Here is a 25,122-nt window from a genome sequence, read left to right on the forward strand (position 1 = left end):
CCTCTTTTCACTATAGCCCAGACTTTTGCGCTGTTTTTTTGCTGGAGCGCCGTTTGAAGCGCCACTTGCGCCGGTAGGGGAAGGCGCTCTCGATATGGCCGGCGCGAATCCGGTCCTGCAGCCGCTGCCAGTAGCGGTAGTCGTAGAGATCGCTGTGCTGGTCCTCGAACGCCTTGCGCGCGGTCGGGTTGCCGGAGAAGAACAGGCGGAACTCCTCCGGAAAGACATCCGCCTCGTCCACCGTGTACCAGGGCTGGTCGGACAGCTCCTGTTCGGCGGTCTGCGGCTCGGGGAGCTTGCGGAAGTGGCAGTCGGTCAGCGGGCAGAGTTCGTCGTAGTCGTAGAACACCACGCGGCCGTGGCGGGTGACGCCAAAATTCTTCAGCAGCATATCCCCGGGGAAGATATTGGCGGCGGCCAGCTGCTTGATGGCGTTGCCGTACTCCTCCATCGCCTCGCGGATCTCCTCGTCGCTGGCGTTCTGCAGGTACAGGTTCAGCGGTTCCATGCGCCGCTCCACATACAGGTGGCGGATGATGACCCACTTCTCGTCGATATGCAGTTTCGACGGTGCCAGCTCTTTCAGCTCCTGCAGCAGTTCGTCGCTGAAGCGGTTGCGGTAGAAAATGAAGTTGGTGTATTCCTGCGTGTCCGCCATGCGCCCGACCCGGTCGGAACGCGACACGAACTTGTACTTGTCCCGGACGATTGCCTCGGTCACGGTCTTCGGCCGGTCGAAGCGGTCCTTGATCACCTTGAAGACCACCGGGTAGGACGGCAGCGTGAACACGCTCATGACCATGCCCTTGATCCCCGGCGCGATGATGAACTTGTCGTTGCTGACCTTCATATGCGCGAGGATATGGCGGTAGAACTCCGTCTTGCCGTGCTTGTGGAAGCCGATGGAGTTGTACAGCTCGGAGCGCTCCTTGAGCGGCATGATGGTGGACAGGAAGCGCACGAAGCGCGACGGGATCGGCGCGTCCACCATGAAATAGGAGCGGGTGAAACTGAAGATGATGCTGGTGGAGTCGTTGCTGTAGAGCACCGTGTCCACGAAGATGCCGCCGCGGCCGTTGTTCAGGCAGGGCAGCACCAGCGGCACCACTTCGCCGCCGAACATCATGCGGCCCACCAGGTAGGCGGCCTTGTTGCGATAGAACACCGATTCGAGCATGTCCACCCGCAGGTTCTTCTCGCTCTCCAGCCCCGCCAGCGGCGCCTCGCGCAGCGCCGCGCAGATATTGCGAATATCCCGCAGCTGGTCCTCCCACGGCACCGAGAAACCGTAGTCGTTGAGGATATCCTCGATCATGTATTCGAGGCCGTCCTTTGCGCTGTAGCTGATATAGATGCTGTAGTCGCGCAGCGGCTTGTCGTCCGGCGTGCGCGAGGGTTTCACGAAGATATTGCTGTCGTGGATATGGTCGTGCTGGAACTGGCTGCAGAACACCGAGTTGAAAAAGGTCTCGGCGATCTCGTAGTTGCTGTGGTTGGCGATCAGCTGCGCGTAGGTGGCGCGGGCGTCGCGCCACAGGTCGAGCATGCCGGTGTCCTTGCTGGTGACCGAATGGACCAGTTTCAGCACCTGGTTGACCTTGGTCTTGTAGAGGTCGATACGCTCCTTGTTGGCCTGGTGCCCCTCGTGCCAGGCGGCCCGCTCGAAACGCGCCTTGGCGCCGAGCGTGATATTCTGGAAGTCGGCAAAATAGGCATCAAAACCATTGAGGATGGTTTTGGCAATACGCCGCGCAGTCGGTGAGTGGTTGGTCATGCACTAGACTCGTACGATACGTGCTCTTCCGAAGGGAAAAATCTTCATTACAATACGGCGGATGTTAGCACGCTGTGTGGGAGCCGGCCTTGAACGATTGGATCAGCAGCTTTGTCTTTTTCTTTGCCGTGATCGACCCGGTGGGTACGCTGCCGGTGTTCATCGCGGTGACTGCGCGCCACGCCGAGTGGCAGAAGCGCAAGATCGCGATCCTGGCGGTGCTGGTGGCCACCGGCATACTGCTGTTCTTCCTGTTCGCCGGCCAGTACCTGCTGGAGACCATCGGCGTGCCGCTGTCCGCCTTCCAGGTGGCCGGCGGCCTGGTGTTGTTCCTGTTCGCGCTGACGATGATCTTCGGCGAGGGCAAGCCGGAGCAGGAGGTGGAAATCGTACAGGAGGGGCACGAAACGGCGATATTCCCCCTGGCGGTGCCGTCCATCGCCTCTCCCGGTGCCATGCTGGCGGCGGTGGTGCTGACCGACAACTACCGCTTTGACCTCACCCACAACCTGTTCACCGCCACCGCGATGCTCTCAGTGCTGGGGATCGTGCTGGCGCTGCTGCTGTGCGCCAACTGGATCTATCGCTGGATCGGCAACGCCGGTGCCAGCATCATCAGCCGCGTGATGGGGCTGATCCTCGCCTCGGTGGCCACCACCAATGTATTGCTGGGGATACAGCAGTTCTTTTCCGTCTGATCCGGTCCCGCTGTCTGCCGGGTATTTTGCCGCCCTTTTTTCCGCATGGGAGCGAAAGTCCGTAGTGTAGAATCCCCGGGTTCACGACGTTCAACGGTAAAAGGAACCCCCGGCTTTGCATCACAATATCACCCTGATTACCACCATTTCGGTCGGCCTGGGCCTGGCGCTGATCCTCGGGTTCATCGCCGCGCGCCTGCGCCTGCCCGCGCTGGTCGGCTACCTGGTTGCCGGCATCCTGATCGGCCCCGCCACGCCGGGCTTTGTCGCGGATGTGGAGTTATCCCAGCAACTGGCGGAAATCGGCGTGATACTGCTGATGTTCGGTGTCGGCCTGCACTTTTCCCTCGCCGACCTGATGTCGGTGCGCCGCATCGCCATTGTCGGCGCGCTGGCGCAGATTGTCGTGGCCACGGCGCTGGGAGCGTCGGTGGCGACCTACTGGGGCTGGCCGCCGGGCTCCGCGGTGGTGTTCGGCCTGTCGCTGTCGGTCGCCAGCACCGTGGTGCTGTTGCGGGCGCTGGAGGCGCGCGGGCTGCTCGACTCCATCAACGGCCGCATCGCCGTCGGCTGGCTGGTGGTGGAGGACCTGGTAATGGTGCTGGCGCTGGTGGTGTTGCCGCCACTGGCCGGCTGGCTGGGCGGCAGCGGCGATGCCGTGCCGGAGGGCGACCTGCTGACCACGGTGCTGGCGACCCTGAGCAAGGTGACGGTGTTCGTGCTGTTGATGCTGGTGGTGGGGCGGCGGCTGTTCCCCTGGTTTCTGTGGAAGGTGGCCCGCACCGGCTCGCGGGAGCTGTTTACCCTCAGCGTCATCGCCACCGCCATGGGGATCGCCTACAGCGCGTCGATGGTGTTCGGTGTCTCCTTTGCACTGGGGGCCTTTTTTGCCGGCAGTGTGCTGCGCGAGTCTTCCCTCAGCCACCGCGCCGCGGACGAATCGCTGCCGCTGCGAGACGCCTTCGCGGTGCTGTTCTTCGTCTCGGTGGGCATGCTGTTCGATCCCATGATGCTGGTGGAGCAGCCGCTGCGGGTACTGGCGGTGGTGGCGATCATCCTGCTGGGCAAGACGCTGGCCGCCTTTGCACTGGTGCTGCTGTTCCGCTACCCGCTGAATACCGCCCTGACCGTTTCCGCCAGCCTGGCGCAGATCGGCGAGTTCTCCTTTATTCTCGCCGCGCTCGGCGCCTCGCTGGGATTGCTGACGGCGGAGGCGCAGAATCTGATACTCGCCGGCGCGCTGTTTTCGATTGCGCTCAACCCGCTGCTGTTCAACGCGGTGGAACCGCTGCAGCGCTGGATCCGCTCCCGCTCGCGACTGGCGCGCGCCATGGAGCGGCCCTCGGACCCGCTGGCGGAACTGCCGATGACCGTGGACCTGAGAAAGCTGACCGACCACGTGTTGCTGGTGGGTTACGGCCGTGTCGGCTCGCGCATCGGTCGCAGCCTGCTGGAGCAGGGCGTATCGGTGGTGGTGGCGGAGCAGAACCGGGAAACCGTCGAGGAGCTGCGCGCGGCCGGGATTCCCGCCGTCTCCGGCGACGCCGCGGAACCCGAGGTGCTGATCCAGGCCCATGTGGCGCGGGCGCGCATAATGATCGTCGCCATTCCCGACGCGCTGCGCGCCAGGAAAATGGTGGAGATTGCGCGGATGCTGCGGCCCGGGATCCGCACCCTGGTGCGGGCGCACAGCGACGAGGACGCGGCCATGCTGCGGCGCGAGCAGGTGGGCGAGGTACTCATGGGGGAGCACGAACTGGCACTGAGCATGAGCCGCCATGCGATGGAGTACCTGGACGGCGATGAGGCGGCGCGGCGGTCCTCATGACTACCGGTGGCGGTCTTTCAGTCGTGCAGTTCCCGGCTGTCCGGCGGGGCCGCGGCGCGATCGCCGTGGGTATAGTCCCGCAGCACCCGTGCCACGCGCAGCCGGTAACCGGCGAAATAGTGGCCGCGGCCAAGGGCCTGAGCCTTGCGGTGTTCCGGCAAGCGGCGCCAGCGGTCGACGGCCTCCTCACTCTCGAAAAAACTCAATGACAGGAGTTTGCCCGGTTCGGCCAGGCTCTCGAATCGCTCCACGGCAATAAATCCTTCGATCGATTCCAGCAGCGGCCGCAGCCCGGCGGCCGCGTCCAGGTAATCCTGCCGGTGTTCCGGCTGCGGCCACACCTCGAAGATGACTGCAATCACGATTTCGACCCCGCTGCGTGAGGTGTGGAAGCCAGCTTCAGGAACTGCCGTTCCTCCCGCAGCAGGAATTTTTCCCGCTGGGCAAAGCGGTAGTTTTCCTCACCCAGCGGGTCCCGCGCCAGGCGCGCGCGGTAGGCCTCGTAGGCGGCCAGGTTATCGATGTGGTAGATGCCGTAGGCGGTGGTGGTGGAGCCCTCGTGGGGCGCGAAGTAGCCGACCAGGTCGGCGCCGCAGCGGGGGATGGCCTGGCCCCAGTTGCGCGCGTACTGTTCGAAGGCGTCCTTCTTGTGGGGATCGATTTCGTAGCGGATGATACAGGTAATGGTCACGGTCATTCTCCGTCTGTGTTGTGAGCGACGCCGACGGTACACCGCAATGCCCGGACGATAATTCGATGGAGAACGAATCGTGGAAACCCCGCCCATAGCCTCGATCGGCGCCCTGGTCGGCGAGCCGGCCCGCGCGCTGATGCTGGATGCGCTGATGGACGGGCGCGCGCTGACAGCTTCCGAACTGGCCGACCGGGCCGGCATCACGCGGCAGACAGCCAGCGCCCATCTGGCCCGACTGACCGATGGCGGGCTGCTGTCACTGGAGCGCCAGGGGCGCCACCGCTATTTCCGCCTGGGCGGGGAAGAGGTGGCAGCGGTACTGGAGAGCCTGATGCTGCTCGGCGAGCGCCGCAGCAGTGCGGCGTTGGCCCGGCCCCGGTCGCCGGAGCGGTGCGCGCGCAGTTGCTACGACCACCTGGCCGGGCGGCTGGGCGTGGCATTGCTGGACAGCCTGGACGGGCAGGGCCATATCGAAACCTGCGGAACCCGGCTGCTGTTGTCGCCGTCCGGCGAAAAACTGTTTGCACAACTGGATATCGACTGGCGATCGTTGCAGCACCGCCGGCGCAGCTTTGCCCGCCTGTGCCTGGACTGGAGCGAGCGTCGGCATCATCTGGCCGGTGCGTTGGGTGCTGCGCTGCTGGCACATTTCCTGGAAAACCGCTGGCTGGTACGCAGCGGCGAGACGCGGGCACTGATGCCTACGGACAGGGGGCGGAGAGGGTTCGGGGAATATTTCGAAATTTCCGTTTAGTCGGAGCGGCCGTTGGCCGCGATACCGGGCTGGAGCCCGGGATGACGAACCAATTGCTGCCTGATTTGAAATAGAGTATCTACAGAAACCCGGTCAACTGCCCACCGCTCTTCCATCCCTGCGATAGATCGCCAGCACTGACGGCCGCGGCGGCAGTGCCGGGTCGTTGTCGGGCCAGCGGTGCATCGGCCTGTCGAAGGTGGATTTGCCACCGTCCGCCGGGTGTTGCACCGACACGAACAGCGTACTGCCGTCCGGCGTGAATTCGGGGCCGCAGACTTCGGCGCCGCGGGGGCAGCCGAAGAAATGTTTCGGTGCCGCGCGCGCCTCGCCCTCGGTGGCCATGGCCCAGAGCCCGTCGTGAAATCCGAAATCCTCGCAGCCGTCGGTGGCGATCCACATATTGCCGCGCGGGTCGAAGGCCACGTTGTCCGGGTTGGCAAACCAGCCGCTGGCGGAAATCGCTCCCGCTGACTGCTGGCCGTAGGCGCCGCGCTCGTTGGGGTTTTCCGCGTTGGGGTTGCCGCCCAGCAGGAAGGTGGCCCATTGGAAAGTGTCGGCTGCGTGATCGCGCGCGCCGTGTCGCCCCGGCGGCACGATTTCCAGCACGTGGCCGGCGGTGTTGCGCGGGCGCGGGTTGGCCGGGTCGATATCGTCTTTTTGCCGCTTTTTGTTCTTGGTCAGCATGACGTAGGTGCAGTCGTTGACCGGGTTGGTTTCCACATCCTCCGGCCGGTCCATGGGGGTGGCGCCGAGCAGCGCGGCCGCGCGGCGCGCGTCGATCAGCACATCCGCCTGGTTGCGAAATCCATTCGCCGCCGTCAGCGGCCCCCGGCCGAACAGCAGTGGCAGCCAGCGGCCGCTGCCGCCCTCGTCGAACTGCGCCGCGTACAGGGTGCCGTCGGTCAGCAGTTCGCGATTCTGCCGGTGGTCGTCCGGGCGGTAGATACCTTCTGATACGTAGCGGTAGACAAACTGGTGTTCGTCGTCGTCACCGCCGTAGGCCACGATCGGCCGGCCGGGCTTGCTCACCAGGGTAAAGCCCTCGTGTTCGAAACGGCCCAGGTTGGTGAGCTTGCGCGGCCGCGATGCCGGGTCGTAGGGATCGTACTCCACCATCCAGCCGAAGCGGTTGGGTTCGCGCGGTTCCACGGCGATATCGAAGCGGCGGTCGTGGTCGCCCCAGTTGCGGTTGCAGGGCTCTATGCCGAAGGCGTGATGGTTGCGCGCTTCCACCGGGTCGGCGATGTTGTCCGGGTCGCCCTGGAAGGCGCCGCCGAATCCCTCCTCGGCCACCAGCACCGTGCCCCAGGGCGTCTTGCCGCCGGCGCAGTTGCCGACGGTGCCGAAGACCTTTTTACCTGTGGGGTCGGCCTTGGTCTGCAGGCGCGTGTCGCCGGCCGCCGGGCCGGCGATCTCCATCTCGGTGTTGAGGCTGATCCGGCGGTTGTAGGGGCTGTCCAGTACCGGCTGCCAGCCGCTGGCGGTTTTCTCTATCTCGACAATGGCGTGGCCGCAGGCCGCCTGCTCGATGGCGACATGCGCGGCGGAGACGCCACGGGTCGCGCTGTGCTCGTCGTTGTAGCCTGAGAACATCAGGTGCGGTTGGGTGTACTCGTGGTTGACGCACAGCAGGCCGCGCTCGCTGTTGCGGCTGCGGCAGTGGCGCTCGCCTTCGCCGGGTCCGGCGTCGGCGGCCAGCGGCATGAAGCCGATGAAATCGTTGTTGTAGCCGAAACGCTGTTCCTGTTCGGCGGCTGTCAGTTGTGCCGGTTCGAACTCGGCGACACCGGCGGTGATCGGGTCGCCCCAGCGCAGCAGCACGTCGGCGCTGTAATTCGCCGGCAGGTGGTGGTGTTCATCCAGCGCGTGGGGGATTTCACTGAAACCGAGGTTGTCCCCGTGCGCTTTCTCCCCTTTTCCACAGCCCGGCAGCAGGCTGGCAGTGGCGCCGGTCGCCGTTGCGGCGCCGACCGCCTTGAACAGGGTGCGCCGGGTGGGATTCTTCAGTTTCTCGCTCATGGGAGCTCCCGCTTTTGTTTCGAATTCGCGGCCATCATATGGCGTAAATATGACAAATTTAAAAAAAACGTAACGTAACCTTCACATCTTCTGACTAGCCTGCGCCCCATTCCAAGAACGACCGCCACTACTCAATAAATGGGAATGGGGACTCCATGAAAAATACAGCGATCAACGCGCGCATGCTTGCTCTGGCCGCCGCCGTCATCTCCGCCAACAGCGCCGCCCAGGCAGAGAATACCGGGTCCGCCGAGACGCAGAGAATCGACGCGGGCAATGTCGAGGAAATCGTCGTCACCGGCACCAACGTCTACCGCGACAGAACCAACGACATCAACCCGACCCTGGCCTTCGACCTGGATTTCTTCCAGCGTTTCGAGCCGCTGACCGTCGGTGAGATGCTGAAACGCACCCCGGGTGTGACCTTCACCTCCGATGTGCTGGAATACGACGCAGTACAATTGCGTGGCATGAACGCAGAGTACACCGAAGTGTTGATCAACGGCCGGCCGATTCCGGGGCAGGGCGCGGATCGCACCTTCTTCGTCGACCGTATTCCGTCGGAACTGGTGGAGCGCATCGAGATCATCCGCTCGCCGTCGGCCGACATGTCGTCCCAGGGCGTGGCCGGTTCCCTGAACGTGATCCTGAAAGATGGCGCCCAGCTCGACGGTATCACCACCCGCCTGGGCAGCACCTACTACGCCGATACCGAGGAGTTCCGCACCATCGGCTCCGCCGCCATCGCCCAGTCCGGCGACACCTACGATTTCTGGCTCGGTGCCAACGTGCAGGAGCGCTACAACCCGAAGCGCAAGGTCGAGGAATACTTCGACGATGAGCAGGCACTGGAGGGCTACGCCTACGAAAACGATACCCGCGACGGCACCGACAGCTCCCTGAACGGCTCCGTGGGTTTCCGCCTGGACGAAATGTCCGAGCTGCGCTTCAACGGCTACTACGTATTCACCGACCGCGAGGAAAACGAGGTGGTCAACGAATACGAGGGCGGGGTGGTGAGCCGCACCGAGGGCGACCTGGTGGCGATCGAGACCCAGCAGGAGCAGATCGACCAGACCAGCTGGGGTTTCGACGGTGTCTATACCACGGTGGTGAGCGGCGGCGAGCTGGAGCTGTCCGGTGCCATTTCCCACTTTGAGGAGGACACCGTCAACTTCGAGACCGAGGAGGAATTCGAGGACGGTATCTCCGGCGGTGTGGAAGAGGGCGATGAAACCCTCGAAATCGAGGACGACAACTACTCCCTCGAGGGCAGCTACAAGGTCTCCCTGGGAACCGCCGAGCTGAAATCCGGCCTCGCCTACAGCAGTGCCGAGCGCACCGGCCTGCAGGCCGGCTTCTTCGATGTGGATGCGGATATCGAGGAAACCCGCATCGCCCCCTACACCAAGCTGACCCTGGACCTGGCCGACAATGTCAGCCTCGAGGGCGGCCTGCGCTACGATATCTACGAGCGCGAAGTCTCCAACGAGGACGGCAGCGCCTCCCACGACAGCAACGAACTGCTGCCGTCCCTGAGCCTGCGCTGGGACGTCAACGCGGAAAACCGCGTGACCGCCTCCGTGGCCCGCACGCTGCGCCGCCCGGAGTTCGACCTGGTGTCGCCGTTCGAGGAGGACGAGACCCCGGACGACGAGGACCTGACCATCGGCAACCCGGACCTGGATTCCGAACTGGCGTGGGGCTTCGACCTGGGCCTCGAGCACCGCCTGCCGGGCCGCGGTATTGTCGGGGTGAACCTTTTCTACCGCGATATCGACGATGTGATCGAGCTGACCGATACCGGTGAAGTCTACGAGGAAGCCGGCGGTGCCATCTTCACGCCGATGAATATCGGCAACGGCACCTCCCGCGGCGTCGAGTTCGACATCTCCATGCCGCTGGCGTTCATGGGCCTGGAGAACACCGGTTTCTATGCCAACTACGCCTACCTGGATTCCGAGATCGAGGATCCGTTCACCGGCCAGGATCGCACCTTCCGCAACCAGCCGGACTCGGTCTACAACATCAGCCTGACCCAGGACCTGCCGGGCTTCGGCGGCGCCGGCATCTCCTACCAGAAGCGCAGCGAGTCACTGGCGACCGAGTTCGAGGAGTATGTGGTCACCGAGTACGACGCCAACCTTGAGGCGTTTGTCGAGTGGAACATCAGCCGCAACTCGGTGCTGCGCTTCAGCGGTACCAACCTGCTGGACCAGGAAAAAGTCGAGTACATCCGCGACTACAGCGAGCCGGTCAACGAGATCCAGTACGAGCAGAGTACGCCGACGTACACCGTGACCTGGCGCTCCGCGTTCTGATCAAAAACAGCAATGCGCCGCGCGGATGGAGCTGTGCTCCGTCCGGGCTACCGGCTTTTTCGATGCCTGGCTCCGCAATCATTTGGCCGGGCTTTTTTTGAATCCGCAGCGGGGTGTCATCGATTTGACACGACAATGCTGTAATTCTGTAACCAATGATTCACAAGCGAGAAGCACAACAATGGCTTTGAGACTATTTCCGACCCTCGCGCTGGCCGCGGCGGCCTGCGTCGCCGGCGCGGGCTGCAGCCAGGGCGACCGGGGGGCACCGAAAGCTGAGGGCAGCGCCGCCGCGCAGGGGGCAGCCCTGAACGCCGAGCAGACCTTCGCCCTGTCGCCGCTGGAGTCCAAGCAACTGGCACCGCTGACCCTGGGCGGCAAATCTTACCTGCTGGCGGCCAGTGAACAGCGCGGCCTGGTGCTGCTGGCCGAGGACGGCAGCGAGGTCGCCTCCCTGGATGGCGGCAGTGTGGAGCGATTTGCCCTGCGGGCACTGGCCAATGACCGCTGGCTGCTGGCCGCCTACGACGAGGACGGTGGCGCCATCCGCCTGCTGCAACTGGCTGTGGCCGATGGTCAGCCCGTCTTCGATTCCCTGGCGGCAGAGCCCACTGCCGCCCCCCAGTCCGCCATGTGTTTTTCGCACCAGGGCGGGCGCAGCCATCTGTTCGCCATCGGCGAGAATGGCCTGGGTCGCGAGTATGTGGTGCATCCGGGTGGGGATGGCTGGCAGTTCCGCGACGTGCGCCCGCTGTACTTCGGCGAGCAGGTCAGCGGCTGCGCGGTGGACGATAGCCACGGGCGCCTGCTGGTGGCACAGCCGCCGCTGGGTATCTGGAGCCTGAACGCGGATGCCGAGCGCGATGAGGAGCGCGATATCTTTGTCGCTGGCGCTGAACTGGGGGAGGAATTCAACGGTGTCCCCTGGCTCGACGAGCGCGGTGGAGCGCTCTGGCTGTCGGCCGCGGGGCAGGTCCGCGCCTACAGCCTGGATAACCCGGCTGCCGGGCCCTTGTTCGCACGCGACCTCGAAGGCGTGGGCGGAGAGCCGCTGTCCGTGTCCGTCGCCGGCAACACGCTGCTGGCACTCGAGGAAGAGAGCGATGCCATGCGTTTCTCCGTCGAACTGCCGCAGGCTTCGTCACAGGTTGCCGCGGAGGCCGGGATTGCGGGCGTACCCGCCCATGCGGAGACGCAGCCGGTGGCCTCCGGTGGCGACGCGGCCGACGATCCGGCCATCTGGATCAACCCGCAGGATGCCTCCCGCAGCCTGATCCTGGGTACCGACAAAAAGAGCGGCCTGAATGTCTACGACCTGTCCGGCAGGCTGCTGCAACAGCTATCGGTGGGGCGGGTCAACAATGTGGACCTGCGCGCTATCGAGCACCCGCAGTATGCGGCACTGGCCGCTGCCAGCAACCGCACCACGCCCGGTATCAGCCTGTTCGGCATTACGCCCGCCGGCACCGTGGAGAGCCTGGGCCTGCGCAAGATGGACCTGGACGATCCCTATGGCCTGTGCACCTACAGCAGGGATGGCCGCACCTTCGCCTGGTTGTCGGACAAAGAGGGGCCCCTGCACCAGGTGGAAATCCAGCTCGGGGCGGCGGCGTCCGACTGGCGGCTGCGCGAAGTCGCCCGGTTGCCGGTCGACAGTCAGGTGGAGGGCTGTGTAGTGGACGACGAGCGCCAGACATTGTTCTTCGGCGAGGAGGATCGCGGTGTCTGGCGCCTGGACCTGGCCGCTTTCGCCGCCGGCGATGCGGAACCGCAGCTGGTGGCCGAAGTGGATGGCGAGAATTTGGTGGACGATGTGGAGGGTGTGGCTCTCTATCTCAATGACGAGGGCGACGGCGGGAAAAGCTATCTGGTGGTGTCCAGCCAGGGCAATAACAGCTATGCGCTGTTCGACCGCGACGGCAGTGAGTTCGTCGGCCACTTCCGCGTCGAGATGAACCCGCAGCGCGGTGTCGACGGCAGTTCCGAAACCGATGGCCTGGAAGTGACCAGCGCGCCGCTGCCGGATTACCCGCAGGGCCTGCTGATCGTCCAGGATGGTCGCAATCGCATGCCGGCGGCGACACAGAACTTCAAGCTGGTTTCCTGGGCAGACATCGCCGGGAAGTTGCAGCTATAGCGCCGGCTGCAGGTGCGCAGCACCGGAATCCGGGAGTGCCCGGGTTCCGCTGTGCGCCGCAACCGGTCCCTCCCTATTCATCATTCCTCCTTGCATCCAGCCATTCCGCCCCCTCGGCGTGACAGCTGCGAAACAGCACTTTCCCCCGCCGCTGGCTCATCCAACTGCTGGTGCGGCAGCCCGCCGATCCATCATGGGGAATCGTGCAGAAAGCGTCGGCGCTGTTCTGGCGCAATTTCACCCTCCCCAAATTTTCATGCCAGTGTAACCTGAATAGATGGGCCAGCAGGACCAGTACACCAGATGACCGCTGATCAACTGATCATCCTGATCATTCTCGCCGTCACCATCGTTCTGTTTATCTGGGGACCCTGGCGCCACGATATGGTGGCGCTGGCGTCCCTGCTCGCCTGTGTTGTGACGGGCCTGATCCCGGCGGAAGATGCCTTCAAGGGGTTCGGGCACCCGGCGGTGGTCACCGTGGCCTGCGTGCTGATCCTCAGTCGCGGCCTGCAGAATACCGGTGCCATGGATGTACTCGCCCAGCGGCTGATTCCCAAAAGTGCCAACACCACCCTGGCGATCTTTTCCCTGACTGGCCTGGGCGCGCTGATGTCCGGCTTCATGAACAATGTCGGTGCCATGGCGCTGTTGATGCCGGTGGCCACGGATATTGCCGACAAGCACCGGCTGCCGCCGGGCAAGGTGCTGATGCCGCTGTCGTTCGGCACCATTCTCGGCGGCATGACCACCCTCATAGGCACGCCGCCCAACCTGATCGTATCCGGCTTTCGCGCCAGTGCCGGCGGCAGCAGTTTCGGCATGTTCGATTTTACCCCGGTGGGGCTGGCGGTTGCCGTCGTGGGGGTGGTGTTTGTGGCGCTGCTCGGCTGGCGCCTGGTGCCGGCGCGCACCCAGGCCGGTGCGGCCACCTTCGATACCGGTACCTATCTGACCGAGGCGTTGGTACAGGAAAAGAGCACCGCGGCGGACAAGACCGTGCGCGAGATAATACATATGCTCGAGGACGAGGACGCGCAGGTGGTGGGTGTGGTGCACAACGACGCGCGGGTCTCGCCGGCCACGCCCTGGCAGAGGATACGCGCTGGCGACATCCTGGTGATGGAGGCGGAGCCGGAATCCCTGTCCGCGGCCATCTCCAGCCTGGGCCTGAAACTGGCGGCGGAAGCCGAGGAGGAGGAGCGCCAGAAAAAGGAAAAGGAGAGAAAAGAGAAGAGGGAGCAGGAACAGGAAGAGCAGGAAAAGCAGAAGCGGGAAAAGGGAGAGACGGGGGAGGAAAAGCAGGAAGACAGCGAGGAGGAACTGCGCGAAAAGCCGGTCGAGGAGGGCACTGGCAGGCGCCGCGAGAAAAGGCAACGTGGCGGCGACAAGGAGAAGAACGGCGAAACCCGCGACTCGGAAAAGGAAAAGAAAAAAGAAAAGGCGAAAGAAAAGGAAAAGATTGCAGAGGACGACGTGCAACTGCGCGAGCTGGTGGTGATGCCCGATTCGGGCCTGATCGGCCGCACGGCCCGCTTCCTGCGCCTGCCCATGCGCTACGAGATCAACCTGCTGGCCCTGTCCCGCCAGGGGCGACGCTCGGTGCGGCGGCTGCGCTCGACACCGTTGCGCGCCGGTGACGCGCTGCTGATGCTGGGAACCGACGACAACCTCAACACTTTCGCCTACGAACAGGGCTGCGTACCGCTGGCGCAGCGCGATATCACCATTCCCAACAAGGAAAAAGCCGCGGTGGCGCTGGTGGCCATGGCGCTGGCGGTGGCCGGTGCCGCCTTTGGCCTGTTGCCGGCGGCCATTTCCTTTGCCGCCTGTGCACTGGCCTTTATGGTCCTGAAGGTGATACCGCTGCGCAGTATGTACGGGGCGATCGACGGTTCGGTGATCGTGCTGCTGGGGGCACTGATCGCGGTGGCGGAGGTGATGGATTCCACCGGTGCCGCGGATCTGGTGGCGAAGGGAATGCTGAACAACCTGGCCGGCGGCAATCCGGTGGTGGCGCTAACATTGCTGTTGGTGATCACCATGACCCTGTCGGATTTCATGAACAATGCCGCCACCGCCGCGGTCATGTGTTCCATTGCGCTGAGTGCCGCGGCGCAGCTGGATGTGAATCCGGACAGCCTGCTGATGGCGGTGGCCATCGGTGCCTCCTGCGCCTTCCTGACCCCGGTCGGCCACCAGAACAATACGCTGATCCTGGGCCCGGGCGGCTTCCGCTTCGGCGATTACTGGCGCATGGGGCTGCCGATGGAGATTCTGGTGGTGTTGGTCAGTATCCCGATGCTGTTGTGGATCTGGCCCCTGTAGGCCACTGGCAGTTGGCTGTTACTCCATTCCGTGCCCGGGTTCAGGCGACCGAGTCATCCGCCGTCTGCGCGAGTTCCGCCAGGTATTTACCGCAGAAATGCAGTGCGTCGGTGACCGTGACTATGCCCGCCAGTTCTCCCTCGCGCATGACCAGCACCGAACCGATTCCGGTGTCCGCCATGGCCAGCAGTATCTTGTCCAGGGGATCGTGGATATCGGCGATATAGGGGCGCCGCGCACAGAGGTCGTGTACGTACAGTTGCTGTTCCTCCAGGCGGTGGCCCGGGGCATTGGCGCGCTCTATATCACCGCGGGAAATGACCGTTTCCAGGTCACCGTCACGGGTGACCGGCAGGTGGTGCACGCCGTGGGCCTCCATCAGTTCCAGTGCCGCCTCCACGGTGGCATCGATATCAATATGGTACGGAAAAGGCGTCATCAGTGCCGCCAGGGTGGGGATATGGTGAATATCGCGGGATTTGGACATGGTACAGACCGTATTAAATCTGGCCTTTCAAGGATAGGCCAGACCCCACGATTACCGCAAAAGGCCCGGCGCGAATCCTTTCCGCCTGTTTGCAGGCTCTCTATCAATATTCGAACTGGCGATATAATCAAATAGAGGTTGATATTTGCCGGTAAGGCCTTATTATTCGCCACCTCAGCCGCAGAGCGCGCGATACGCGCGGACTCCAGGGTAATCCGGGCCAGCCTATAATATCGGTACGTACCGCGTGTCGGCCGGAATTTTGGCTGCATCCCGGTGTCTGTCACTGTACCGAATACCATCGGTTAACCGGATACAGCACTGCAGCCTTTTTTGGCTGTCGCCCCTTTAAGAGTATTTAGCGTTATATCGCCGGATTTTCGTATCGAGCGCCATATCGACAGTGTTTGTGGCGTATTTGATTCTGTATTACATATATCAGTAGAAAGCCGCAGAGGTTTATTGAATGTTCCAGGAATACGACCAGATTGAACAAAAAATCGCCGAGCACCAGGCCATGATTGAAGAATTGCAGGAGCAGAAGGCCCAGGCCGAACGCAAGAAGGAAGGGGTCATCGCGTTCGATAAAGCACTGGTTAATATCGCCGCCGAATACCAGATGGAAGAGGAAGAGCTGTACGTTGCCCGCGGTGAGGAAGTGGTCGAATGGCTGGTGAGCCAGCTCAACGATGAAGACGCCCCGGACTATGTGCAGACCCTCAAGGCCCGCGTTGCTCGCGCCATGAAAAAGGGCGATTCCCCGCGCCGTGGTCGCCGTACCACCTCCGCCAAATCCGGTGAACCCAAGCTGGAAGTCGGTCACTACCGGAACCCCTATACCGGTGGCACCCTGGAAAAGAAAAAGCGCAACCCCAAGCAACTGAACCAGTGGATCGAAGAGTACGGCCTGGATGAAGTGAAGGCCTGGAAAATCTGATCGGATTGTCGAATCGAAAAAAGGCGGACCTGGTCCGCCTTTTTCAATTCAGTAGCTCGCGTCTATAGCGGCTTACAATTTCGGACACCGGCCCGTGCCGGTGGTCCGCAAAAGCATCCCCCCACACTGCTGTGTTCCATTCGCGCATTCGACAAATGCCGCTGCCGGACAGACATTAACAGACATTAGATGGCCATGGGTTGCGAAAGGGATTGTGCCCGGGAGAGCGGAGCCGCAGTTCCGCACTCCCGGGAAATCAGTGCATCTTCAGGCGCGGTTTGACGAAACGGTTCGCCTGTCCCACCAGGTAGATCAGCATCGCCTTGGGCCAGCCGTGCACGGCGGCCAGGTGCATGCGGTACAGGGAGCGGTAGGCCAGCCCGGCGATCCGGCCCTCGATGGTGAGGCTGCCCTTGACCAGCGCGCCCATCAGGTTGCCGACCGCGGTGTGCTTGCTCAGCGAGACCAGCGAACCGTAATCCCGGTAGCGGTAGTCCTGCAGCGGCCGGCCCTCCATATCCGCGATCAGGTTGTGGGCCACCGTGTCCGCCATCTGGTGGGCCGCCTGTGCCCGCGGCGGGACCCGGTTGCCGGCGCTGTCGACGCAGCCGGCGCAGTCGCCGAGGGCAAAAATATGGGGATCGGTGACCGACTGCAGATCGGGTTTGACCTCGATCTGGTTCAGCCTGTTGGTGTCCAGGCCCAGCTCGGAGAGAAAATCCGCCGCCTTGACGCCCGCGGCCCAGACGCGGACGGATGCCGGAATTTCCTCGCCGGTGGCGGTGGTCAGGCCATCCTTGTCGGCTTTGGCCACGGCGCAGCCGGTGATCACGCGCACACCCAGTCGCGTCAGCTCCCGTTCGGCGTTGTTGCCCAGGCGCGGCGGCAGCGCCGGCAGCAGGTGCGGCCCGGCCTCGATCAGGGTCACGGCCAGGGAGCCGCTGGTGATATGGCCGTAGTTGCCCATCTGCCGGGTGGCGTCCATCAGTTCCGCCGCCAGTTCCACACCGGTGGCGCCACCGCCGACAATTGCGATATGCACCTTGTCCGCGGTGTGGGTTTCCAGTTGCAGGAAGCGGTCCAGCAACAGGCTGTGGAAGCGCTGTGCCTGCTCGCTGCTGTCCAGGAAGACGCAGTGTTCGCGCACACCGGGTGTATGGAAATCGTTGCTCTGGCTACCCAGAGCCAGGACCAGGTAGTCGTACTCCAGTTCCCGCGCCGGTACCAGCTGGTGGCCGTCGCTGTCGATGACCGGTGCCAGCTCGATTGCGCGGCGCTCGCGATCGACTTTCCGCAGGCTGCCGAGTTCGAAATTGAAACCGTTGGCCCGCGCGTGTACCTGGTAGTTGAGAGCGTCCAGGCTGGAGTCCAGCGCGCCGGTGGCCACCTGGTGCAACAGCGGTTTCCAGATATGGGTGCGGTTCTTGTCGACCAGTGTGACCTGCACATCGGGGGACTGGCGCCGGCGCTTGAAGAAAGGGGTAAAACTGAAATGGTGCCCGAGCCGGGTGGCCAGTTGCAGGCCGCCGGCACCGCCGCCAACGATGACGATTTTTTTCATGGGTGGTCTTCCTTAGTTTCCTGAATAAACCGACTCCCACTGCGAAGACCATTTTCTTTTTTGCACTGCCGGGAAAGCGGCGCGCTATTTTCTGCACAGTATCCATGGATGCGCGGTACTTCGCAATTAAATTTGCCCCGGGGTTGTTTCCGTTTCGGGAGAAACCATTTTCGCGTCTTCACAGGACCTGATGGTATCAACAAAAGCCCGCGACCGGGGCTGCCGGCATCGGGCCGGCCGGCGGGAAAGCCGGAGGGACGGCGCGCCCGATTGCGCAGCGGGGTGGATATTGTGGCGGATTGCAGCGCCAGCTTGCAGAAATTCCGCCGCGCTGAGCTTTAATTATTGGGCGCTGCTGTACCCAGTGCATTCGTCTCATTCATTTCCCGGCGCTGTATTCAATAATGCCACCAGAGCCCACCCCGCCAATGGACACCTTCCGCCGCCTGCTTTGGTGGCTGGTGGCGGTGTTGCTGCTGCTGGGGGTTATGTCGATTGCGGCCTCGACCATTGTCGCCGGGAAAGTCGAACGGTGGCTGGAATCGCGCGGCCTCTCCGCGCAGATCGATTACCTGCATGTGTCCGTGCCGCGCCTCAGCCTGCTGGCTCGCGGGGTGCAGGCGGAAAACCGCGACGGGCGCGGTTTCCGCGCCCGCGAGCTGTTGCTGGATTACAGCTGGTGGCAGCTGCTGCGGGGCCGCTGGAAACTGCAGCGCGTGTCGCTGGAAGGCGCCTACATGGACCTGGAGTCCAGCGCCGTCGAGCGCGGCCGCCAGTGGGAGATCGGCGGCTGGGCGCTGGGGCAGGGGCCGCGCCGGGATCGCGACCTGCAACTGTTGTTCGAGCGCGTGCGCATCCGCGACAGCCGCCTCTGCTATCGCCACCGCCCGGCCTGGCCGACACCGAGCTGCGTGCGCTTCGGCAATCTGTCCGCGCGGGATTTCCAGCTCGGTATGCAGCGCAGCGGCGACGAACCGCTGGACCTGACCATCGGTGCGCACAAACTCGGCCTCGGCAACCTGTTGATCGAGACCAGGGGATCGGACTTCATCAACACCGCGCTGGTGGAGCTGGCGCTGTCCGAAGCGCTCTACCGGCGCGCGCCTGGCAATCGCATTACCGCGGACTCGCTGGCCGTGCGCATGTTCGGCAGCTGCCCGCCACAGCGCTGGGCCGAGGCGCTGCCGGCGCTGGGACGCCTGGTGGGCCACTGTGCCACCGCGCGGCAATTGCAGCTGTCGGGGGACCTGCTGTTCAGTTTCGGGCGCGGTGCCGAAGTGCGCTGGCATCGCGCCGGGGGCCGCGAAATTGCCCTGCGCCACCGCGATCGCCGCTGGCAGAACTGGCGCGCGCAGACGCTGGCGATCGACGATTTCGACTATCTGCGCGACCGGCGGCGAATTACCTGGCAGCGGGCCGCTGCCGACGGCTTCGACTACTGCCCGGGCGCCTGGCGCAACCGCGAGCACCACTATTGTGTGCGCGCCGGCAGCCTGCAACTGCCGGACCCGGTGCGGCTCGGCTGGGGCGACGGCTTCAATGCGGATGCCGGTCCCGGGCGCCTGCAGCGGACCCGCCTGCTGGACCTGGCCGGCGACAACCGCAATCCGCTGACCCTGCACCGGACGGCGCTGGGCACGCTCTCCTATCGCGGCAGAGAGCGTCTCCTTTCCATCGACGGCGTGGATATGGAGAGCGCCAGTGGCTGTGTCCCCGGGGGCCTCTGGAATGAACCGGATTACTGCGCGCGGCTGGCGGGGCTGCACAGCCCAGAAACCGTGGAAGTCCGTTTTGCCTCGAAAGCGGCGCAGCGAAGCTGGGGATTTGCCAGCGGGCCGCTGAAACTGGCCCAGTTGCGCCTGCAGCGGGGCTCGCAGCCGCAGTTCCAGCTGCAGCGCCTGCACTGGCAGCACATCGACCTGCTCGGCGCCGGCGGGCCGCTGTTGCTGCAGGATTTCGGCCTGCAGTCGGCGTCCGGTTGTGTGCCGCAGCCACTGTTGCCGCAGCGCCTGCGACCGCTGTGCGCGGATCTCAGGCGCCTGCGGGGCGAGGGCCATTTCGCCTGGCAGGGCGGCGATGACAGCTACCTGATTTTCGGCGACGTACAACTGCAGCGGCTGTTGCTGTCGGACCGGCCCGACAGTGCGCGCGGCCTGTTGCTGGAACGGTTGGCGGTGGGAGAGGGGTTCTATCGCCGGCACAGCGACGGCGACAATCCCTGGATCGATGCCGGGGATATTCCCGCCGATATCCTGCCGGTCACGGCCGGCACCGGTGTCGCCGAAAGTGCAGGTGAAGCAGCGGATATCGGTGCGGAAAAGGGCCTGCTGCCGGAAGAGCTGGCCCGGCGCCGCGCGGCGGCAGCGGACGACAATGGCGATGTGCCCAGTGTCGCCAGCCCCAACCTGAAACTGCAGCGGCTGTCCCTGGATCGGCTGGAGGGCTGCCTGCCGGCCGCCTGGGCGCGCCTCTTCTACCAGGATCCGCAGCGCATGCCCGGCTGTTTCGATTTTCGCAACCTGCAACAGCGGCAGCCACTGCTGCTCGCCTGGCAGGGCGGGCTGGACCTGGCGGCGGCGGAGCTGACGCTGGAACGGGCACTGGCGCGCACGCCGGCCGGCAACCCGTTGCTGCAGTTGTCCGGACTGCAGTTGCCCAGGGCGCGAGTGCGCTATCTGTCCGCCAGCCGCAGGGCCGACTTTGCATTGCCGGAATTTTCCCTCGAAGGCTTCTACGCCTGCCTGCCGCGGTCGATCGAAAGCGCCCCGCTGGATATCCGCTGCGCCGACCTGCAGCAGTTGCAGTTCAGCGACGCATTTGCCCTGCATATCGACAGCCGCGGCGTATCGGCGACCCTGAATGGCAGCTCGGCGCAGCGCATTCTGCTGACCGGTGCACAGGAGCAGTTTGTCGCCGATATTGTGGGCCTGCAGGCGCCGCAACTGGATTTCCACTGGCCGCGGGACAGCGGGCGCCGAGCCAGGCTGCGCGTGGACGGCTTTTCCGCCGAACAATTCCAGGCCTGCCTGCCGCAGACGCTGAAATTGCGCCCGGGATTGCCGCGCTGTATTGCCACGGAAAAGCTGCGCAGCACGGGGGGGGCGAACGACAGTGGTATTGCACTGGAGGAAACGGTGTTGAAAAGCGGGCCGGTGGCGGAGCCGCTGTGGCGTATCGGATCCGTGCGTGTATCGCTACTGGCGCTGACTCCGCGGGCGCTGCAGCTGCATGGATTGCGCCTGCAGCAGGTTTCGGTGTGCGGTCTGCGGCAGTTCCTGCCGCCCGGCGTCGCGGACAGCGGCATTGCCGACTGCGTTCGCGCGCGGGACCTGAACTTTGCCGGTACCAGCCGGATCGGTTTGGCACCGTCGGAGCCGCGGCTGCAACTGGCGGCACTGGAGTCGGAGCCCATCTCGCTCTGGCAGGCGTCGGGGGAATACCTGCAGTTGGGATTACAGCGTCTCAGCTGGCGGAACCTGAGCTGGAATGGCGGCGCGCTTGTGCGCGTTACCGACCTGGACTTGCGCGGTTTCCGCGCTTGCCTCGATATTTCCGCGCAACGCTGTATCGACCTGGGGGAGCTGCGCATACGGGGCACCCAGACCCTGTCGCTGGCCGCGCCCTTCTCCAGCGACGGCGCCATCGAACTGGTGGGGCTGCGTGTCGGCAACCCCGGAGGTGCGCCCTGGGAATTCTCGCGGATGCAACTGGATCAATTGGCCTACGGCGGCGACGGCGTTTCCGCGGGCAGCCTGTCGGGGTTGAGCGGCTGCCTGCCGGCGGGCTGGTTTGGCGATACGCGACTGTCGCCCTGTTACCAGCTGGGGGCAGTGCGTTTCGGCGGTATCCAGCGTGTCGATACACCGGCCGGGCGGGTCACGCGCCTGCGGGATTTTGCCATCGACGGCGTACAACTGGTGCAGGCGGATTTCCCGGCCTCGGCTCCGGCGCAGTTATTGCAGGTGAAAAACCTGCAGGCCCGGGTACTGCAGTTTGGCGCCGGTGTGGTCGAGGCCAACGGCCTGGAACTCGAAGATATTTCCGGCTGCCTGCCCGGGGGATATGTGCCGCGGCTGGACCACTGTGTCGGGGTCGACAAACTGTCCAGCAACGTTTTCTATCGCGCGCGGGCGCGGCGCCTGGCCCTGCGCGATATTGCGCTGCAGCAGTTGCAGGTCATCGGCGGCGAGGGGCGCCGGCTGGTGCGCGGTGAACAGGTGCGGATTGGCAACCTGTGGCGGGAGCCGCAGGGTGTTGGCTTCGACTGGCTGCAGGCGGATGCGTTCAGCCTGTTCGGCCGCCGCGAGCGGGCACCGGAGTTCGATCGCCACGCCTGGACCGGCGAGTTCCGGCAGCTGCGCGTCGAGCAGTTGGGTTACGCCAGTAAAACGCGACACCTGGATATCGACAGCATCGAGCTGCTCCGGCCGCGGGGCGTCCTGGTGCGCGACGGCGAGGGCAATTACCCGGTGGGCAGGCATTTCGAGCGGCTGGTGGGCGAGGCGCCGGCCGGTGCGGAAAACCCGCGGCCGTTCCGCTATCGCGTCGGCGATCTGGTGCTGGACCACGGGACCTTTACCTGGGTGGACCGGCAGGGGCACTACCGCGCGCGTTTGCCGGTGCGACGTATCAACCTGCGGCTGAAGAACGCCAGCAACCACCCGCACCACGACCCGGCGACAGTGTTGTTCAATGCGCGCCCCGGTGGTTTTGGCGAACTGCAGCTGGCAGGCACCCTCGACTATCTCGATACCAGGAAATGGGATGCGAACCTGACGGGCTATATCAGGAATACCAACCTGATCCCGGCCACACCCTACATGGCGCAGCTGCTGGGCTACAAGATCCTGCAGGGGCAGCTGGACGCGGTGCTCGATATCGGCATCCGCTCGAACGAGGTCAAGGCGCACGCAAAAATGGTATTGAACCGGATACGGGTTCGGCGTGTCAGGGATAGTGACCAGTTGCCGGTTAGCAGCACTTTCATCCCGCTGGGGATAGCCCTGGAGCTGTTGAAAGACGGGGAGGGGAATGTCAGGTTCGATATGCCCGTAACCGGCGACCTGTACGATCCGCAGTTTTCGTTCAGCTACATTTTCAGCGACCTGCTGCAGCGGGCGATCATGGAGGCGTTGTTCAGTTACTTTACACCCATTGGTTTCTATACCCTCGGCAAGCTGGCGTGGGCGCGCCTGCGGGCGGTGCGCTTCGACCCGATCGAGTTCGAGCCGGGCAGCGTGGATCTGAGCGAGAAAGCCAGGCGACAGCTGATGGACGTCGTGGAGGAACTGCGACAGAGGCCGGACGCGCGGCCGGGAATCTGCGGCACCGCCACCGCCCTCGACTGGCACGCGCTGCATCCGGACAGGACGCCGACCATGCGCCGCAGCCGCAAGGCGCGCGAGACCTTTTACCGCTATCCGCCGATCGAGCTGCACGAGGAGCTGGAACGGCTGGCTCAGCGCCGCAGCCGGCGGGTGGAATTCTTCCTGCTGCGCGAGGGAATTTCCGCCGATGAGTTTATCCAGTGCGCACCGGACTACAATGGACGCAACTTCGACAATCCGCGCGTAGAGTTTTCGCACTAAGCAGAAACGGGAGGCTGACAATATGGCCAAGAACCTCGCCCAGAAACTGATTGAGTCCCACCTTTACAGTGGCTCCCTGGAGCCCGGCAGCCCCATCGAGCTGAAAATCGACCAGACGCTGGCCCAGGACGCCACCGGCACCATGGTGATGCTCGAATTCGAATCCCTGGGCCTGCCGCGGGTCAAGACAGAGCTGTCGGCGCAGTACGTCGATCACAACCTGCTGCAGACGGATTTCAAGAATGCCGACGACCACCTGTTCCTGCGCAGCGCCTGCCGCAAATTCGGCGTCTGGTACTCGCGCCCGGGCAATGGTGTCAGTCACCCGGTGCATATGTCGTGTTTCGGCATTCCCGGTAAAACCCTGCTGGGCTCAGACAGCCACACCTGTGCGGCCGGCTCCATGGGCATGCTGGCGATCGGTGCCGGCGGCCTGCAGGTGGCGCTGGCAATGGCGGGCACGCCATTTGCACTGACCATGCCCAAGGTCATGGGAGTGAAGCTGGAGGGCGAATTGCCGCCCTGGGTCAGCGCCAAGGACATCATCCTGGAAATGCTGCGCCGCTATACGGTCAAGGGCGGCGTCAACAAGGTGATCGAGTACTACGGCCCCGGCCTCGACAAGCTGACGGCGATGGATCGCCATGTGATCGCCAATATGGGCCAGGAGCTGGGTGCCACGGCGAGTGTGTTTCCCGCCGACCACGCGGTGAAAGCCTTCCTGCAACAGCAGCAGCGCGCGGACGACTTTGTCGAGTTGAAGGCCGACGAGGGCGCGACCTATGACGAGCATGATGAAATCGACCTGTCGAAACTGGAGCCGTTGATCGCCTGTCCGTCCAGCCCCGACAAGGTAGTGACGGTGCGCGAAGTTGCGGGCCAGCCCATCTACCAGAGTTATATCGGCTCCTCGGCCAACCCGGGCCTGCGGGATTTTGTCATTCCCGCGCGCATGGTGGCCGGCCGCCAGGTGGACGACGCGGTGTCCTTCGATATCAACCCCACCTCGCGCCAGCTGCTGGAGGAAATCAGCCGCAGCGGCGACCTGGGCCGTCTGCTCGAGGCCGGCGCGCGCCTGCACCAGACCGGTTGCAACGGCTGTATCGGCATGGGCCAGGCGCCGGCCAGCGGGCGCATCAGCCTGCGCACGGTGCCGCGCAATTTCCCCGGTCGTTCCGGCACCAGGGAGGACCAGGTCTACCTGTGCAGCCCGGAGACCGCGACCATCAGCGCACTCCGGGGGGAGATCACCGATCCGCGGGATATGGACATGGAGTACCCGGATTTTACCGAGCCGGAGGAATTGCCGGATATGCGCCCGCTGCTGCTGGCACCGCAGGAGATCCCAACGGAGGTGGAACTGGTCAAGGGGCCGAATATAGAACCGCTACCGGATTTCGAAGGGCTGCCGCAGACACTGACGGGCCCGATACTGCTGAAAACCGGCGACAATGTCTCCACGGACGAGATCCTGCCCGCCGGTTCCGATATTCTGCCCCTGCGTTCCAATATCCCGGAAATCAGCCGCTACGCCTTCTGTCGTCTCGATGAACAGTTTTACGACCGGGCCATGAAGCTGAACGGCGACTGTTTTGTCGTCGGCGGCGAAAATTACGGCCAGGGCTCCAGCCGCGAACACGCCGCCATAGCCCCGCGCTATCTCGGCGTGCGCTGCGTCATTGCCAAGAGCATGGCCCGCATCCACCGTCGCAACCTGATCAACTTCGGTATACTGCCGCTGCTTTTCGACAGCGCGGGCGATTACGACCAGTTGCAACAGGATGCAGAGCTGGAATTGGACAATCCGGTGGGGCAGCTGGAGCCGGGTAAACCGGTGCAACTGAAAATCGTATCTACCGGCAAGACCCTGAGCCTGCGCCACGACCTGTCACCGGCGGAGATCAAGACCCTCCACCACGGCGGCCTGATCAATGAAACCCGCAGCGAGCATCCGGATATCGAGACTTAGGAAACCGGCGGGGCGGGATCGTAT

Annotated in this window: 15 protein-coding genes; 9 read left to right on the plus strand and 6 right to left on the minus strand. The window is 64.1% G+C overall.

Annotated elements, in window-relative coordinates; genetic code table 11:
* Positions 1-10: 10 nt before the first annotated feature.
* Positions 11-1,774 carry a bifunctional isocitrate dehydrogenase kinase/phosphatase gene (gene aceK / locus MWN76_RS03475; protein WP_250459379.1) on the minus strand — a complete coding sequence of 588 codons (1,764 nt, stop codon included), beginning with the start codon at positions 1,772-1,774 and terminating at the stop codon, positions 11-13.
* An 89-nt stretch (positions 1,775-1,863) separates the two neighbouring features.
* On the opposite strand from aceK, the gene MWN76_RS03480 reads away from it, so the two are divergent.
* On the plus strand, positions 1,864-2,472 hold the full coding sequence (locus MWN76_RS03480; protein WP_250459380.1) for a MarC family protein: 609 nt from the start codon (positions 1,864-1,866) through the stop codon (positions 2,470-2,472).
* A gap of 115 nt (positions 2,473-2,587) precedes the next feature.
* The gene (locus tag MWN76_RS03485; protein WP_250459381.1) at positions 2,588-4,300 is read left to right on the plus strand and encodes a cation:proton antiporter domain-containing protein; all 1,713 of its coding nucleotides are present in this window, start codon (positions 2,588-2,590) and stop codon (positions 4,298-4,300) included.
* Positions 4,301-4,317: 17 nt separating this feature from the next.
* On the opposite strand, the gene MWN76_RS03490 is transcribed toward MWN76_RS03485, so the two are convergent.
* Positions 4,318-4,662: an antibiotic biosynthesis monooxygenase family protein gene (locus tag MWN76_RS03490; RefSeq protein ID WP_250459383.1), complete on the minus strand. Its 345-nt coding sequence runs from the start codon at positions 4,660-4,662 to the stop codon at positions 4,318-4,320.
* The gene (locus MWN76_RS03495) at positions 4,659-4,991 is read right to left on the minus strand and encodes an NIPSNAP family protein (protein WP_250459385.1); all 333 of its coding nucleotides are present in this window, start codon (positions 4,989-4,991) and stop codon (positions 4,659-4,661) included. Before MWN76_RS03495 ends, MWN76_RS03490 begins: the two co-directional genes overlap by 4 nt.
* Positions 4,992-5,070: 79 nt before the next feature.
* On the opposite strand from MWN76_RS03495, the gene MWN76_RS03500 reads away from it, so the two are divergent.
* Positions 5,071-5,748 carry an ArsR/SmtB family transcription factor gene (locus MWN76_RS03500; protein WP_250459387.1) on the plus strand — a complete coding sequence of 226 codons (678 nt, stop codon included), beginning with the start codon at positions 5,071-5,073 and terminating at the stop codon, positions 5,746-5,748.
* 93 nt (positions 5,749-5,841) lie between these two features.
* Here MWN76_RS03500 and MWN76_RS03505 read toward each other — a convergent pair whose 3' ends face one another.
* Positions 5,842-7,770, minus strand: a complete 1,929-nt coding sequence (locus MWN76_RS03505; RefSeq protein ID WP_250459388.1) for a PhoX family protein — start codon at positions 7,768-7,770, stop codon at positions 5,842-5,844.
* A gap of 155 nt (positions 7,771-7,925) precedes the next feature.
* Here MWN76_RS03505 and MWN76_RS03510 point away from each other — a divergent pair, with 155 nt between their 5' ends.
* The 3 genes from MWN76_RS03510 to MWN76_RS03520 all read left to right on the plus strand — a co-directional run bounded on the left by MWN76_RS03510 (position 7,926) and on the right by MWN76_RS03520 (position 14,556).
* Positions 7,926-10,091 (plus strand): TonB-dependent receptor plug domain-containing protein, encoded by a 2,166-nt coding sequence (locus MWN76_RS03510; protein ID WP_250459389.1) that lies wholly within the window; start codon positions 7,926-7,928, stop codon positions 10,089-10,091.
* Between the two features lie 181 nt (positions 10,092-10,272).
* A complete protein-coding gene (locus MWN76_RS03515) occupies positions 10,273-12,228 on the plus strand; it encodes a phytase (RefSeq protein ID WP_250459390.1) in 1,956 nt (651 codons plus the stop codon).
* A 303-nt stretch (positions 12,229-12,531) separates the two neighbouring features.
* Entirely contained in the window at positions 12,532-14,556 is a 2,025-nt protein-coding gene (locus tag MWN76_RS03520) for an SLC13 family permease (protein WP_250459391.1), read from the plus strand.
* A gap of 40 nt (positions 14,557-14,596) precedes the next feature.
* On the opposite strand, the gene MWN76_RS03525 is transcribed toward MWN76_RS03520, so the two are convergent.
* Positions 14,597-15,043: a CBS domain-containing protein gene (locus MWN76_RS03525; protein ID WP_250459392.1), complete on the minus strand. Its 447-nt coding sequence runs from the start codon at positions 15,041-15,043 to the stop codon at positions 14,597-14,599.
* A gap of 466 nt (positions 15,044-15,509) precedes the next feature.
* On the opposite strand from MWN76_RS03525, the gene MWN76_RS03530 reads away from it, so the two are divergent.
* On the plus strand, positions 15,510-15,980 hold the full coding sequence (locus MWN76_RS03530) for a hypothetical protein (protein ID WP_250459393.1): 471 nt from the start codon (positions 15,510-15,512) through the stop codon (positions 15,978-15,980).
* Positions 15,981-16,236: 256 nt separating this feature from the next.
* Here the strand turns inward: MWN76_RS03530 and MWN76_RS03535 are convergent, their stop codons facing one another.
* Complete coding sequence (locus tag MWN76_RS03535) at positions 16,237-17,541, minus strand: NAD(P)/FAD-dependent oxidoreductase (RefSeq protein WP_250459394.1); 1,305 nt, start codon at positions 17,539-17,541, stop codon at positions 16,237-16,239.
* A 428-nt stretch (positions 17,542-17,969) separates the two neighbouring features.
* Between MWN76_RS03535 and MWN76_RS03540 the strand changes: the two genes are divergently transcribed.
* Positions 17,970-23,129 carry a DUF748 domain-containing protein gene (locus MWN76_RS03540; protein WP_250459396.1) on the plus strand — a complete coding sequence of 1,720 codons (5,160 nt, stop codon included), beginning with the start codon at positions 17,970-17,972 and terminating at the stop codon, positions 23,127-23,129.
* Between the two features lie 22 nt (positions 23,130-23,151).
* The gene (locus MWN76_RS03545; RefSeq protein ID WP_250459399.1) at positions 23,152-25,098 is read left to right on the plus strand and encodes an aconitate hydratase; all 1,947 of its coding nucleotides are present in this window, start codon (positions 23,152-23,154) and stop codon (positions 25,096-25,098) included.
* Positions 25,099-25,122: the final 24 nt, after the last annotated feature.

It is taken from the genome of Microbulbifer litoralis (assembly GCF_023634065.1).
GTDB classification, from domain to species: Bacteria; Pseudomonadota; Gammaproteobacteria; order Pseudomonadales; family Cellvibrionaceae; genus Microbulbifer; species Microbulbifer litoralis.

What these genes read in the sequence shown, in the direction of transcription:
- aceK (WP_250459379.1), bottom strand. Translation starts at nt 1,774, where the DNA reads ATGACCAACCACTCACCGACTGCGCGGCGTATTGCCAAAACCATCCTC.
- MWN76_RS03505 (WP_250459388.1), bottom strand. Translation starts at nt 7,770, where the DNA reads ATGAGCGAGAAACTGAAGAATCCCACCCGGCGCACCCTGTTCAAGGCG.
- MWN76_RS03510 (WP_250459389.1), top strand. Translation starts at nt 7,926, where the DNA reads ATGAAAAATACAGCGATCAACGCGCGCATGCTTGCTCTGGCCGCCGCC.
- MWN76_RS03515 (WP_250459390.1), top strand. Translation starts at nt 10,273, where the DNA reads ATGGCTTTGAGACTATTTCCGACCCTCGCGCTGGCCGCGGCGGCCTGC.
- MWN76_RS03520 (WP_250459391.1), top strand. Translation starts at nt 12,532, where the DNA reads ATGACCGCTGATCAACTGATCATCCTGATCATTCTCGCCGTCACCATC.
- MWN76_RS03525 (WP_250459392.1), bottom strand. Translation starts at nt 15,043, where the DNA reads ATGTCCAAATCCCGCGATATTCACCATATCCCCACCCTGGCGGCACTG.
- MWN76_RS03530 (WP_250459393.1), top strand. Translation starts at nt 15,510, where the DNA reads ATGTTCCAGGAATACGACCAGATTGAACAAAAAATCGCCGAGCACCAG.
- MWN76_RS03535 (WP_250459394.1), bottom strand. Translation starts at nt 17,541, where the DNA reads ATGAAAAAAATCGTCATCGTTGGCGGCGGTGCCGGCGGCCTGCAACTG.
- MWN76_RS03540 (WP_250459396.1), top strand. Translation starts at nt 17,970, where the DNA reads ATGGACACCTTCCGCCGCCTGCTTTGGTGGCTGGTGGCGGTGTTGCTG.
- MWN76_RS03545 (WP_250459399.1), top strand. Translation starts at nt 23,152, where the DNA reads ATGGCCAAGAACCTCGCCCAGAAACTGATTGAGTCCCACCTTTACAGT.